This window comes from Streptomyces sp. NPDC021224 (assembly GCF_044332905.1).
Classification (GTDB): Bacteria; Actinomycetota; Actinomycetes; order Streptomycetales; family Streptomycetaceae; genus Actinacidiphila.
Genome location: NZ_JBIRPW010000002.1, coordinates 380,117 through 394,133, shown reverse-complemented (window position 1 = coordinate 394,133; position 14,017 = coordinate 380,117). Strand labels below are relative to the sequence as shown.

Annotated in this window: 8 protein-coding genes; 4 read left to right on the top strand and 4 right to left on the bottom strand. The window is 75.4% G+C overall.

Going from position 1 to position 14,017, the window contains the following annotated elements; all coding sequences use genetic code 11:
- Positions 1–108: 108 nt before the first annotated feature.
- Positions 109–2,667, top strand: coding sequence for a helicase-associated domain-containing protein (locus tag ACH4PY_RS06835; protein ID WP_398176723.1), 2,559 nt, complete (start codon positions 109–111; stop codon positions 2,665–2,667).
- Positions 2,668–2,671: 4 nt separating this feature from the next.
- Here ACH4PY_RS06835 and ACH4PY_RS06830 read toward each other — a convergent pair whose 3' ends face one another.
- The gene (locus ACH4PY_RS06830; RefSeq protein WP_398176721.1) at positions 2,672–3,241 is read right to left on the bottom strand and encodes a VanZ family protein; all 570 of its coding nucleotides are present in this window, start codon (positions 3,239–3,241) and stop codon (positions 2,672–2,674) included.
- Positions 3,242–4,917: 1,676 nt separating this feature from the next.
- Here ACH4PY_RS06830 and ACH4PY_RS06825 point away from each other — a divergent pair.
- Entirely contained in the window at positions 4,918–6,570 is a 1,653-nt protein-coding gene (locus tag ACH4PY_RS06825) for a DNA repair helicase XPB (RefSeq protein WP_398176719.1), read from the top strand.
- A gap of 85 nt (positions 6,571–6,655) precedes the next feature.
- Here ACH4PY_RS06825 and ACH4PY_RS06820 read toward each other — a convergent pair whose 3' ends face one another.
- Positions 6,656–6,832 (bottom strand): hypothetical protein, encoded by a 177-nt coding sequence (locus ACH4PY_RS06820; protein WP_398176717.1) that lies wholly within the window; start codon positions 6,830–6,832, stop codon positions 6,656–6,658.
- Between the two features lie 152 nt (positions 6,833–6,984).
- The gene (locus tag ACH4PY_RS06815) at positions 6,985–9,351 is read right to left on the bottom strand and encodes a WD40 repeat domain-containing serine/threonine protein kinase (RefSeq protein ID WP_398176715.1); all 2,367 of its coding nucleotides are present in this window, start codon (positions 9,349–9,351) and stop codon (positions 6,985–6,987) included.
- A 192-nt stretch (positions 9,352–9,543) separates the two neighbouring features.
- Here ACH4PY_RS06815 and ACH4PY_RS06810 point away from each other — a divergent pair, with 192 nt between their 5' ends.
- Complete coding sequence (locus ACH4PY_RS06810; protein ID WP_398176713.1) at positions 9,544–10,254, top strand: copper homeostasis protein CutC; 711 nt, start codon at positions 9,544–9,546, stop codon at positions 10,252–10,254.
- Positions 10,255–10,277: 23 nt separating this feature from the next.
- On the opposite strand, the gene ACH4PY_RS06805 is transcribed toward ACH4PY_RS06810, so the two are convergent.
- Complete coding sequence (locus tag ACH4PY_RS06805; protein ID WP_398176711.1) at positions 10,278–12,389, bottom strand: HelD family protein; 2,112 nt, start codon at positions 12,387–12,389, stop codon at positions 10,278–10,280.
- Between the two features lie 680 nt (positions 12,390–13,069).
- On the opposite strand from ACH4PY_RS06805, the gene ACH4PY_RS06800 reads away from it, so the two are divergent.
- The gene (locus tag ACH4PY_RS06800; RefSeq protein WP_398176709.1) at positions 13,070–14,017 is read left to right on the top strand and encodes an ABC transporter ATP-binding protein; all 948 of its coding nucleotides are present in this window, start codon (positions 13,070–13,072) and stop codon (positions 14,015–14,017) included.

Genomic DNA, 14,017 nt, shown 5'->3' with positions numbered 1-14,017 from the left:
CGTAGCCGCGGCGGCGCCCGGCGCACGGGGGCGTGGCCGGGTGGTGGAGGCGAGCGGAGTGCGCGACCACGGGCGCGGGTGGGGTGGGCAGGGCCTACTGTGGGACGGATGACGACCGGTGGCCAGAGCAGCGCGCCGCGCACCCTCGCGGAGGATCTGCGCGCGCGGGACGACGACGCGCTCGTACGGCTGCTGCGCGCGCGGCCCGACCTCATCGCGCCCGTGCCCACCGACGTGACGCAGCTGGCGACGCGCGCGGCGACCCGGACGTCCGTGGCGCGGGCCCTGGACCACCTCGACGCCTTCACACGGCAGACGGCGGAGGCGCTCGCCCTCACCGCCGACGGCTGCCCCTACGCGGAGCTGAGCGGGCTCATGACGGGCCTGCCCGCGCGGGAGGCGCGGCCGGGGCTCGGGGAGCCGCTGGCGCAGGCCGAGGCGGCGGCGGTCGCCGCCGAGCTGCCGCGGGCGGTCGGCGCGCTGCGGGACGGCGGGCTGGTGTGGGGCGACGACGACCGGCTGCGCCTGGTGCGTACCGCGCGGGACGTGCTCGCGCCGTCCGCGTCGATGCCGTCCTCGACGGGCCTCGGCCCGACCGTGGCCGAGGCGACGGCCGGGATGTCCCCGGCCCGCCTCCAGGAGCTGCTGGCCGACGCGGGCCTGGGCGCCACGCACGACCCGGCCAGCGCGGTGGAGGCACTGGCGGCGCTCTTCGCCGACCTGGACGCCTTCGCGGCGCTGCTGGCGCGGGCCCCCGAAGGCGTGCGGGCGGTGCTGGACCGGCTGGTGTGGGGGCCGCCGTACGGCGAGGTGCGGGACGCGACCGTGGCCATACGCGCCGAGGAGGCCGCCACACCCGTGCAGTGGCTGCTGGCCCGCGGCCTGCTGCTGCCGGTGGGCCAGCACAACGTCGTGCTGCCCCGGGAGGCCGCGCTCGCCCTGCGGGCCGGCCGCGCGCACCGCACCCCGCAGCCGGTGCCGCCGCAGGTCGCACCGGTCGCCAGGACCGCGAAGACGGTGGACGCCACCGCCGCGGGCCAGGCCTTCACCGCCGTACGCACCGTGACCGACCTGCTCAAGGAGTGGCAGTCGGGCGGGCCCGCGGTGCTGCGCGCGGGCGGTCTGAGCGTGCGCGACCTGCGCCGCACCGCCGCCGCCCTCGACCTCACCGAGCCGCGCGCCGCCTTCTGGCTGGAGCTGGCCTACGCGGCCGGTCTCGTCGCCGCCGACGGGGAGGTGGACGAGGCCTACGCGCCCACCCCCGCCGCCGACGAGTGGCTGCTGTTGACCGCCGAACGGCAGTGGGCCGCGCTCGCGACCGCGTGGCTGGCCGCGACCCGCACGCCCGGCCTGGTCGGCACGCGCGACGCCAAGGGCCGCGCGCTGGCCGCCCTCGGGCCCGACCTCGACCGCTCGCTCGCCCCGCACGTACGGGTCGCGGTGCTGCGGGTGCTGGCCGGCCTCCCGCCGGGTTCCGCGGCGGAGCCCGGCGAGCTGCTGGCCCGGCTGCGCTGGGACCGGCCGCTGCGGGCGGGGGCGGACGCGCTGCGCACGGACCTGGTGGGCTGGACGCTGGAGGACGCGGAGACGCTGGGCGTCACCGGTCGCGGGGCGCTCGCCGCGCACGCGCGCCCGCTGCTGGACGCGGCGCCGCAAGGTGCCCCCGGCTCCCCCGGCTCCCCCGGTTCCCCCGGTTCCCCCGGCGACGTGATCGCCTCGCCGGACGCCGCCGCGGGGCGCGCCGCCGCCAAGCTCGCGCCGCTGCTGCCGGAGCCGCTGGACCATGTGCTGCTCCAGGCGGATCTCACGGCGGTCGCCCCGGGGCCGCTGGTGGCGCCGCTCGCCGAGACGCTGGGGGTGCTGGCCGACATCGAGTCCAAGGGCGGCGCGACCGTCTACCGCTTCACGCCCGAATCCGTCCGCCGCGCCCTCGACGCCGGGCGTACGGCCGCCGAGCTGCAGTCCTTCCTCGCCGAGCACTCCCGCACCCCCGTACCGCAGCCGCTGGCCTACCTCATCGACGACGTGGCCCGGCGGCACGGCACGCTGCGGGTCGGCGCGGCCGCCGCGTATCTGCGCTGCGACGACGACACCCTGCTGACCGAGCTGCTCGCCGACCGGCGGGCCTCGGGCCTGGGCCTGCGCCGGCTGGCCCCGACCGTGCTGGCCTCGCAGACCGACCCGGCGGGGCTGCTGGAGCGGCTGCGCGACATGGGCCTGGCCCCGGCCGCGGAGTCCGCCGACGGCGACGTGCTCATCACCCGCCCCGACGCCCGCCGCACCCCGCCGCGCAGCGCCCCCGTCCCGGTGCCGGACGGGCCGCCCGTCCCGGACGCCAACCTGCTGGGGCTCGCCGTCAAGGCCATCCGCGCCGGGGACCGCGCGGCCACCGCCGTCCGCCGCGCCCCGGCCGACACCGCCCCACCAGGGCTGCCGCGCAGCCCCTCCGCCGAGACCCTCGCGACGATGCAGGCCGCCGTCCTGACCGGCCAGTCGCTGTGGATCGGCTACGTCAACGCGGAGGGCACGGCCACCCAGCGCGTCATCGCCCCGGTCCGCGTCGAGGGCGGCCACGTCACCGCGTACGACCACACGACGGACGAGGTCCGCACCTTCGCCCTGCACCGCATCACGGGCGTCTCCGAACTCGCCGACGACCCCGCCTGAGCCGTCACGGCTTCTTCGCGGCCCCCGATCCGGCCGCGGCCCCGGTTCCGGGCTTCGGGCGGGGCGGGAAGAAGCGGTGCCACCAGTGGGGCCGGTCGGGGTGCAGCGCTGCGGCCAGCCGGTGGCCGAGCAGCAGGTAGCCGATCAGGGCGCCCACGGTGTTGAGGATGACGTCGTCGACGTCGAACGCCCGGCCCTCCACCATCGACCCCTGCGCCGTCTCGACCAGGACCATGGTCAGGGCCGTCAGGAGCGCCACCCGCAGGAAGCCGCGGGTGCGCGGGAAGAGCGTGGGGAGCAGGATCCCGAAGGGGACGCCGAGCAGGACGTTGCCGCCGAGCTGCTTGATCGTGTCGTGGATGTCCGGCTGGTCGAGGTACGCGCGGATGGACGCGCCCGGCCGCAGGTTCGTGTGGGCCAGCGAGTCCGACGCGGGCGAGGGGACGAGGGTGACGCGGGCCAGCGCCACCGCGAAGGCCACCATGCAGACCACCGCCAGGGCCAGCACCAGCCCCCGGGCGAGCATCGGGCCGAGGGAGTGCCGCTGGAGCAGCGGGGGCGGCGGCTTCCGCACCCGGGGGCGGGTGGTGCGGGTACGGGTGCGGCTGCCGGTCCCGGTGCCGGTGCGCGGGGCCTTCGGTGCGGATGTCGGCTTCGGTGCCGTCCTCCACCTCGGTCTCGCCTTCGGCTCCGCGCCGGGTTCGGCCTCGGGCGCCACCTTCGGCCTGGGCTTGGGCCTCGGTTTGGGCTTCGGGCGCGGCGCCGGTACCGCCGCCTCCGGAGGTGCGGTCCTCGGACCGCGCAGGCGATCGAAGAAGGCCATACGCATCGCCACGGCGGTAACCCTCCCGGTAGGCGTTCTCTTGACGGGCCGTCTACCCGCGACCGGCCGCCCCACGCCGGGAAGAGCGTGGGGCGGCCGGTCCGTTCTCAGCGCCGCGGGTGGCTCGCGCGGCGGTTCTGCGGCGGGCTCAGTGGTGCTGGCCGCCGCGCCGGCGACGCGTCATCACGAGCAGCGTTCCACCGGCACCGAGCGCCGCGACCGCGGAGGCCGCGATCCACTCGATCCCGTCGGAACCCGTGTGCGGCAGACCGGGGGACGTGGTCGGCGGCTGCGACGGGTGGGTCGGCGGGTGCGTGGGCGGATGTGTCGGCGGGTGGGACGGGTGCTCGTGCGTCGGCGGCGTCCACGTGGGAGGCGTCGTCGACGGCGTCGTGGGCGGGGTCCACGTCGGCGGCGTGGTCGGCGGCTTCGTGGGCGGGTGCGTCGGCGGGTGCGTCGGCGGATGTGTCGGCGGGTGTGTCGGCGGGTGCGACGGGTGATGGGTCGGGGGATGCGACGGGTGATGCGTCGGCGGACGGGACGTCGGCGGGTGCGTGGGCGGGTGTGTCGGGGGGTGGGACGGGTGATGCGTCGGCGGGTGCGACGGGTGATGCGTGGGGGGATGCGACGGGTGATGCGTCGGCGGGTGCGACGGGTGATGCGTGGGGGGATGCGACGGGTGATGCGTCGGCGGGTGGGACGGGTGGTGCGTCGGCGGACGGGACGTCGGCGGGTGCGACGGGTGGTGGGTGGGCGGGCAGCTGGACGTGCTGGGCTGCGGCCACCCGGTGTCGGGGGCGCTGGGCCAGTCCGTGTCGGGCGCGCTCGGCTGAGCCGTCGTCGGCGGCTGCGTCGTCATCGGGGGACGGGACGTGGCCGGCGGGTGGGACGTGGCCGGCGGGTGGGTCGGCCCGTTGGTGTCGGGGGCGCTGGGCCAGTCGTCGGTGGGCTGCGTGACGCCATGGCCGGCGGACGGCCCCCCGTCGCCCGTCGGGTCCCCGCCGGAGGCGGAGGCGGAGGCGGGGAGCAGCAGGCCGGCCGCGGCGATGACTCCCGCGACGACGACGGCCGAGGAGGCCGCGACCGCACGGAACGTCCTGCGCCGGCGCGGCTCGGCGGGAGGATGCGTCTGCTGGTGATCCATGACCGCAGAAAACATCAAATAGGACTAACGCGGATGTAAGGCGCGAGTAAGGATGCCGCAGATTCGCACGGATGGCGCTCCGCCCCCCGCACCGGGTCCGCACCGGGCCCCTCAGCAGGCCCGCACCGAGACCCGCAGCGAGGCCCGCGCGACCCGTCACCCCCTCTCCCGCCCTCTTCCCGCCACCCCCTCACCCCCGGGTGACGGCGGACACCCTGTCGGTCCACCCGCCCGGCGTACAATTTTTCGTTCGCCCCATCCCGGCCAGCCCGGAGGTACCCGCGTGTCCTGCCTGATCGTCCAGAGCGACAAGACCCTCCTGCTGGAGGTCGACCACGAGCTGGCCGACGCCTGCCGGCGGGCCATCGCGCCCTTCGCCGAGCTGGAGCGCGCGCCCGAGCACATCCACACGTACCGGCTCACCCCGCTCGGGCTGTGGAACGCCCGTGCCGCCGGGCACGACGCCGAGCAGGTGGTGGACGCGCTGGTCGAGTACAGCCGCTACCCCGTGCCGCACGCGCTGCTCGTCGACGTCGCCGAGACAATGGACCGCTACGGGCGGCTGCGGCTCAGCAAGCACCCCGCGCACGGGCTCGTGCTGACCACCACCGACCGCCCCGTGCTGGAGGAGATCCTCCGCTCCAAGCGCGTCCAGCCGCTCGTCGGCGCCCGGATCGACGAGGACACCGTCGTCGTCCACCCCTCCGAGCGCGGCCAGATCAAGCAGGTTCTGCTCAAGCTGGGCTGGCCGGCCGAGGACTTCGCCGGGTACGTGGACGGCGAGGCGCACCCGATCCACCTCGACGAGGAGGGCTGGGGGCTGCGGCCCTACCAGAAGCAGGCCGTGGAGGGCTTCTGGCACGGCGGCTCTGGCGTGGTCGTGCTGCCGTGCGGCGCGGGCAAGACGCTGGTCGGCGCGGGCGCGATGGCCGAGGCGAAGGCGACGACCCTGATCCTGGTCACCAACACCGTCTCGGCGCGGCAGTGGAAGCACGAGCTGGTCCGGCGCACCACGCTCACCGAGGAGGAGATCGGCGAGTACAGCGGGACGCGCAAGGAGATCCGGCCCGTCACCATCGCGACCTACCAGGTCCTGACGACCAAGCGGAAGGGCGTCTACCCGCACCTGGAGCTGTTCGACTCCCGGGACTGGGGTCTGATCATCTACGACGAGGTCCATCTCCTTCCTGCTCCGGTCTTCAAGTTCACCGCCGACCTCCAGGCACGCCGCCGCCTCGGGCTGACCGCGACGCTCGTCCGGGAGGACGGCCGTGAGTCGGACGTCTTCTCGCTCATCGGGCCCAAGCGCTTCGACGCCCCCTGGAAGGAGATCGAGGCGCAGGGCTACATCGCGCCCGCCGACTGCGTCGAGGTGCGGGTCAACCTCACGGACTCGGAGCGGCTGGCCTATGCCACCGCCGAGGCCGAGGAGAAATACCGCTACTGCGCGACGACGGCGACCAAGCGCAAGGTCACGGAGGCGCTGGTGCGCAAGCACGCGGGCCAGCAGACCCTGGTCATCGGGCAGTACATCGACCAGCTCGACGAGCTGGGCGAGCACCTGGGCGCCCCGGTGATCAAGGGCGAGACGCCGAACGCGCAGCGCGAGAAGCTCTTCGAGGCCTTCCGGCAGGGCGAGCTGTCGGTGCTGGTCGTGTCGAAGGTGGCCAACTTCTCCATCGACCTGCCCGAGGCGACGGTCGCGATCCAGGTCTCGGGGACCTTCGGCTCCCGCCAGGAGGAGGCGCAGCGGCTGGGACGGGTGCTGCGCCCGAAGGCGGACGGTCACGAGGCCCGCTTCTACTCGGTCGTGGCCCGGGACACCATCGACCAGGACTTCGCGGCCCACCGCCAGCGCTTCCTGGCCGAGCAGGGCTACGCCTACCGCATCGTCGACGCGGACGACCTGCTCACGGGCGCGGGCGAGGACGTCTAGGAGCGGAGGACGGCGGAACGGGGCTCCGGGCCGACGGAACAGGGCTCGGGGCCGACCGGCCCTGCGGGCCGGGGGCGGGCGGGAGCTAGCGCCTGCCGCCGGTGCCGAGCACCACCACCTCCACCGCCGCGACGGCGTAGACGCGTATCGCGCGCAGGGCGTCGCCCACGCGGTGGCGGGGGTAGTCGGGGCGGGATTCGGGGATCGTCGCGCCGTGCACGAGCTGCGGCGCCGGGGCTGGAGTGATCGTCGAGGAGGCCATGTCCCCACGGTACGAAATCCGGCATTCGCCCCACGTCGGGCTGAGGATGTAATTCCCCCGCCCGGTGATCATCCCGCGGGCGGACCCGCACCCCCTACCCCGCTCTCAGGGTCACCCCGAGACCGTCCGCCCCACGCCGTACCCGGCCCGCCTCACCTGAGCTTCCACAGCACCAGGTAGTAGTCCAGCGGCTCCACCAGGTAGTCGGCCCCCGGGCTGAAGGCGACGCTGTCGGGGGCCGTGGTGTCGGTCATCGCGGCGCTCAGCGTCTCCGTCGCCCCGTCCACCGTGCCGTCGAAGGCGTGGACGACGCTCCAGTCCGCGGTCGAGACGACCTGCACCGAGCCGCCGATGGCCGCCGAGGCCAGGAATCTGCCGTCGCGGCTGAAGGCCAGGCTGCTGACCCAGTACGGGTCGCTCGGCACGCTCTCCAGCGCCTTGCGGGTGTCGGGGCGCCACAGCCGCACCTCGCCGTACGCCCCCACCGCGAGGATCTTGCCGTTCGGGCTCACCGCCACGTCCGTCAGGCCGTCGCGCGGGCCGCGCACGGTGGCGGCGACGCGCTGTGCGCGCAGGTCGCAGAAGTACAGCTTGCCGACGGACGTGGACGCCACGACCGTCCGGCCGTCCGCCGTGAAGGCCAGGCCCTGAAGGTCGCTCTCCGCCTCGTACTCCGCCTCGCTGTCGCGCGGCCAGGTCACCTTGGCGGTCCTGCGCCGGGAGGCGACGTCCCACACCGTGACCGTGCGGGTGGCGCCCAGCGCCAGGGACCTGCCGTCGTGGCTGAAGACCAGGGCGTAGGTGGACGCCGTCCGCCGCTGGCCCGGGTCGCCGTGCAGCGTGGCGACGCTTCTGCGGGACGCGACGTCCCAGAGGGTGACCGCCGCGTTGTCGTCGACGCTCGCGAGCAGCTTGCCGTCGGGACTGAAGGTGACGTCACCGGTGGTGTGGTCGAGGGAGCCGTCGACCGGCTGGGCAAGGACGGTGTCGATCTGCAGGCTCGGCACCCGGCGCAGCGTCAGTCCGCCGTCCATGTCGCCCACCGCGACGAGTTTGCCGTCCGGGCTGATCTCGGCGGCGGTCAGCATCGCCGTCTTCTCCGACAGGACGTACGCCGCCGTCTCCTCCCCCGCGGGCAGCGGGGACGGCGGCGCGGTCGGCGTCGGGCCCGCCGTCCCCGAGGACGGCGGGGCGGACGAGGGGGACGACGACGCGGGGCCGGACGCTCTCCGCGACGGCGGCGCGCCCGAGGCCGTACCGCTGCCGCCGCCGGAACCGCCGTTCAGCGCCAGCGGGATGCCCACGGCGGCGCCGATCCCGGCGACGCCCAGCGCGCCGAGCACGAGCGCCCGCCGGCTCGGCCCCCGCCGCCCTCCGGGGCCTTGCGCGCCCACCCCGGCCGGTACGTCCCCGGCCGGTACGGGCGGCTCCGGCGGTACGGGCGGCTCCGGCGGTACGGGCGCGGGCCCGGCGGGCGGGACGGCCGGGGCGGCGGCGGTCCGCGTCGGCAGGGCGGCGACGTCCAGGGCCTCCGGCACCTCTGCAGCCGCCGGGCCCGGCGCGACGTCCGGGACCTCCGGCCCCACCCCGGGGCCGGGCTCCTCCCCCGCCGGGCCCGGCGCCGTACCGGCGAGGACGTGCTCGATCTCCGCCGCCTGTGCGCCGATCAGCTCGTGCACGGGCGCGGGCCAGGGGCGGGTGGTGGGCGGGACGTGGCCGATGCGGGCCAGGATCTGCGCCGGGGTGGGCCGGGCGGCCGGGTCCTTGGCGAGGCAGTCTCCCACCAGGTCGCACAACTCCTGCGGCAGCGCACCGAGTTCGGGTTCGCCGTGCACCACGTCGTAGAGCGTCATCAGCGCGGACGTGCCCGTGAACGGGCTGCGCCCCGTGGCGGCGTAGGCCAGGACCGAGCCCAGCGAGAAGACGTCGGCCGCCGGGGTGAGGGCGCGGCTCTCCGCCTGCTCGGGCGACATGAAGGCGGGCGAGCCGACCACCACGCCGGTGCGGGTGATCTCGGTGCCGCCCTCGCTGTCGGTCGCGCGCGCGACGCCGAAGTCGATGACGCGCGGGCCGTCGGCGGCCAGCAGCACGTTGGACGGCTTCAGGTCGCGGTGGATCAGCCCCGCCCGGTGGACCTCGCCGAGGGCCGCCGCGAGGCCCGCCGCCAGCCGTACGACCGCGGGCGGGTCCAGCGGGCCCGTACGCTCGACGACCTCGCGCAGCGCGGGACCCGGCACGAAGACCGAGGCCAGCCAGGGGGTCGCGGCATCGGCGTCCGCGTCGAGCACGGCGGCGGTGTAGGCGCCCGCCACCCGCCGCGACGCGGTGACCTCGCGGCGGAAGCGGTCGCGGAAGCCGGGTTCGTGCACGAGCTGTTCGTGCACGAGCTTGACGGCGACGAGGCGGCCGTCGGGTGAGACGGCGAGCAGGACGCGGCCCATGCCGCCTTCGCCGAGTGCGGCGACCGGTCGGTACGGGCCCGTTTCCGCCGGTCGGCCCGGCTCCCCCAGGAACTCCATTCCGCCCTCTCCGCTCGGTGGCTCGCCGCTCAGTTGATCGCGGAGGGCGCGGTGCGTGCAAGCTCTTCACGAACTCCCCGCACCTTCGCGCGGGGCAGGTGCTCCGTGTCCGCCGGGCCCGACTGTGACACCCATATGTCATGGGGACCCCGGGGGTCGCGTGGGGCGGGGGCATGTGGCAACCTTGGTCATATGTCTAGACCAATCTTCGAGGTAATCGCCCTCGGACCCGATGACGCCGTTGCGGCACAGACCGGCGGCGCCGACCGGCTGGAACTGGTCACGGACATGGCCGCCGACGGCCTGACCCCGTCGCGGGAGACGTTCGGGGCGATCCGCGACGCCGTCGACATCCCGCTACGGGTGATGCTGCGGCTCACGGACGGCTTCAGCGCGGGCGGGGCGCGGCGGCTGGACGAACTGTGCGAGGCGGCGCAGGGGCTGCGGGCCGAGGGCGCCGAGGAGTTCGTGCTGGGCTTCCTCGACGGGAGCGGCGCGGCGGATCTGGAGGCCGTGCACGCGCTGGTCGACGTGCTCGACGGATGCCGCTGGACCTTCCACCGCGCGATCGACCGGGCCACCGACCGCGACGCCGTACGGCTCCAGCTCGCGGGGCTCCCCGGCCTCGACACGTATCTGACGGCCGGGTCCGCGAAGGGCGTCGGCGACGGGATGGACGTGCTGTGCGCCGAGGCCGCGCGCAGCGGTGACCCCGGCTACGAGCCGCGGCTGCTGGTGGGCGGCGGCCTGCTGCTGGAGCACGTCCCGGAGCTGCGCGCGGCGGGCCTCGACGGCTTCCACGTCGGCGGCGCGGTGCGGGCCGGCGGATGGTCCGGAGCGGTGGACCCGTCCGCCGTCCGGACCTGGCGCGAGGCACTGGACGCCCCGGTCGCCGTCGGCTGAACTCCCCCGCGGGGGGCCCGCGTTCAGGACGCCAGCGACTCCGGCAGCGGGCGCGCGTGCAGGACCGTGAGGCCGGACACCGCACGGGTCAGCGTCACGTACAGGCGGCGCAGGCCCGTGCGCGCGTCGGGTTCGGCGTCGACGATCGCGGCGGGTTCGGCGAGGACGACGTAGTCGTATTCGAGGCCCTTCGCGAGCGACGCCGGGACGAGGGTGAGGCGGGCGTCCGCCGAGGTCTCGTCACCGGGGGCGAGGAAGGGCAGGCCGGCCGCGGTGAGCACGGCGGACAGCGCCGGGACGTCCGGGTCCGCGGCGATCAGGCCGACGGAGCCCTCGTGCTCCAGGGCCGTCCCGCACGCAGCGAGCACCGCCGCCTCCAACTCCCCTTCCGCCACGGCCCGTACGGCGAAGTCGCCGCCCGCCTCACGGACCGACGTCGCCGGGGCGAGGTCCGGCGCGATCTGCGGCAGCAGCCGGGACGCGTAGCCGATGACCTCGCGCGGCACCCGGAAGCCGCGCGTCAACTCCTCGATGCGGGAGCCCGGTTTGCCGAGGTGTGTCAGCGCCTCCGCCCAACTCGCCGTCGCCCAGGGCGTGGTGCCCTGCGCGATGTCGCCGAGCACGGTCGCCGAACCGGTCGAACAGCGCCGCCCGACCGCGCGGTACTGCATCGGTGACAGATCCTGCGCCTCGTCCAGCACCACGTGCCCGAGCGACGGTGTGCGCTGCACCAGGTCCTGCGCCTCGTCCACGAGGACGGCGTCGGCCGCCGTCCACTTCGCCGACGCGAGCCCGCGGGCGGGCTTGTCCCACAGGATCGTCCGCTGCTCCTCCGGTTCGAGGACGCCGTCGGCCGCCTCGGCGAGGAACTCCGCGTCGGACAGCAGCCGCAGCACCAGCTTCGCCGGATCCACCGGCGGCCAGCACGCCTTGACCGCCGCCTTCACCGCGGGGTTGCGGGCCACCGCGTCCTGCACGCGGTCGTCGGGGGCCTCCCCCGCGCGCTCCATCTGCACGAGCACGGCGTGCGCGATGCGCTGCGGCAGCGCGTCGTGCGCGGCCCCGTAACGGATGTCGCGCCCGGCCAACTCGCGGACGATCTCCTCCAGTTCGTACGCGGGCACGCGCCAGCGGCGGGACCCGCGGACCACCACGACCGGCTCCTGCGGCATCCGGATGCCCGAACGCACCGCGCGCCGCAGCACCTCCGCCATCCGGGCGTCGCCCTTGAGACGGGCGGCCTGCGCCGAATCCGTGCCGCGCACCGGGACATGGGCGACGAGGGAGTCCACCGTGGCCTGCTTGACGTGGAGTTCGCCGAGCGCCGGAAGCACCTGCTCGATGTAGCGCAGGAAGGACGCGTTCGGGCCGATCACCAGCGTGCCCGAGCGGGCCAGCCGCTCGCGGTGCGCGTAGAGCAGATACGCGACACGGTGCAGGCCCACCGCCGTCTTGCCGGTGCCCGGCGCCCCCTGCACACACACCGTGCCGGTCACCCCGGCGCGCACGATCTCGTCCTGCTCCGGTTGGATCGTCGCGACGATGTCGCGCATCGGACCGACACGCGGCCGCTCGATCTCCGTCTGGAGCAGCTTGCTCGCCGTCGCCGCCTCACCGGGATCCGTGAGGTGCTCGTCCTCGTACGCGGTCAGCTCCCCGCCGGTGTAACCGAACCGGCGGCGCAGCCGGACGTCCATCGGCTCGGCGCGCGAGGCCCGGTAGAACGGCTGCGAGACGGGCGCGCGCCAGTCGATCACCATCGGGTCGCCGACCGCGTCGTGGACGTGCCGCCGCCCGATGTAGAAGCTCTCGCCCTCCGCGCCCTCGGCCGCGTCCACGCCCGGCGCGTGCTCGTAGTCCAGCCGCCCGAAGAACAGGGGCGTGTCGGCGAGGTCGGCGAGCGCGATGATGCGAGCCTCGTAGGCGGCCGCCAGGATCTTGGCGTCCACCCAGTTGCCGCTGACGTCGCTGATGTCCATCGACTCGACGTCCGCGCGCATCGCCCGCAGCGCGGCGCGCGACGCGGCGAGGTGGCCGCGCTCGCGGCCCAGCGGGTCGCCTCCGGCGGGGGTGCTGCTGCTCTGGTGCGGGTGCTGGCTCTGGTCCTGGTCCTGGCTCTGGGCGTGCGAGGGCACGGAGGCCTCCGGCGGTCGGCGCGGGTACGTGAGGGGCCGGCCGGTTTCCGTCCGGGCGGCGGCGCTCCCGTCCGGGAGGCGGCAAGACCGGCGATCTTACGCCTCCGGCGCGGGGGAGGCGAACGCATTACCTCGCCGGTGGCTTGGTCCGAGACCTCCGCGTCTCGCGCTCCGCGCCGGGTTCGCCGCGCGCCCCTGCGGGGCTCGGGCCTTGCCCGCCGGGCTGCCGCTGGCCGCTGCCGCGGGACCTTCCGGTGGTGGGGGCTGGCCGCGCAGTTCTCCCCCAGAGCTTCGCCTGGGAGGTACCCCCACGCACCCCTTAACCCGCTGGGCTGCCACTTGCCGCCGTTGCGGGACCTTCCGCCGGTGGGCGGTTGCTCGCGCAGTTCTCCCCCAGAGCTTCGCCTGGGAGGTACCCCCACGTGCCCCTGGGGTGCTGGCCTGCGGGGCAGGGCGGGGCGTTGGCGCGCGGGGTGAGCGTTTTTGGGGGCGCGGGGAACTGCGCGGCAGGCCCCCCCGGGGGAAAGGCGACCGGCAACCGCATGTGGCACCCCCTCCGGAGGGGGCTCCGTGAATTCCTGGGGGTCGTACGGTTCTTGCGGGAAAACGTGGTGGATTTTCGGCAAGGTGTCTGGTGGGATGGCGCAGCCGCCCGCGAGGCGGGGGAAGAAGGGAGCCGCGTGGACGACGTGTTGATCGAGGCCGAGGGGCTGCGGAAGGTGCATGCCCCCCGTGGGGGCGGGGAGGAGCTGGAGGCCGTCGCGGGGATCGGGTTCCGGGTGCGGCGCGGGGAGGCGTTCGGGTTCCTGGGGCCGAACGGGGCCGGGAAGTCGACGACGATGCGCATGATCGCCGCCGTCTCCCCCGTGTCGGGCGGCACGCTGCGCGTGCTGGGCCTGGACCCCGCCGAGGACGGCGCGGCGATCCGCGCCCGGCTCGGCTCCGTACCGCAGGACGACACGCTCGACACCGAGCTGACCGTGCGGGAGAACCTGCTGGTCTACGGGCGGTACTTCGGTCTGCCGCGGGCCGAGATACGGGCCCGTACCACCCGGCTGCTGGACTTCGCGCGGCTCGCGGACAAGGCGGACGAGCAGGTCGAGGCGCTGTCGGGCGGGATGCGGCGGCGGCTGACGATCGCCCGGTCGCTGATCAACGAGCCGGAGATCCTGCTGCTGGACGAGCCGACGACGGGCCTGGACCCGCAGGCCCGGCACCTGCTGTGGGAGCGGCTGTTCCGGCTCAAGCAGCAGGGTGTGACGCTGCTGCTCACGACGCACTACATGGACGAGGCCGAGCAGCTGTGCGACCGGATCGTGGTGATGGACCACGGCCGGATCGTCGCGGAGGGCAGTCCGCGGGAGCTGATCGAGGCGCACTGCACGCGCGAGGTGCTGGAGCTGCGGTTCGCGCCGGACACGGCGCTGGACGGTGTCGCCGCGGAGGTCGCGGGGATCGGTGAGCGCGCCGAGGTGCTGCCGGACCGGCTGCTGGTCTACGCGGACGACGGCGAGTCCGCGCTGAAGGCCGTGCACGCGACGGGGGTCGGCCCGCAGGCGGCGCTGGTGCGGCGCGCGGGCCTGGAGGACGTCTTCCTCACCCTCACCGGCCGGACGCTGGTGGACTGA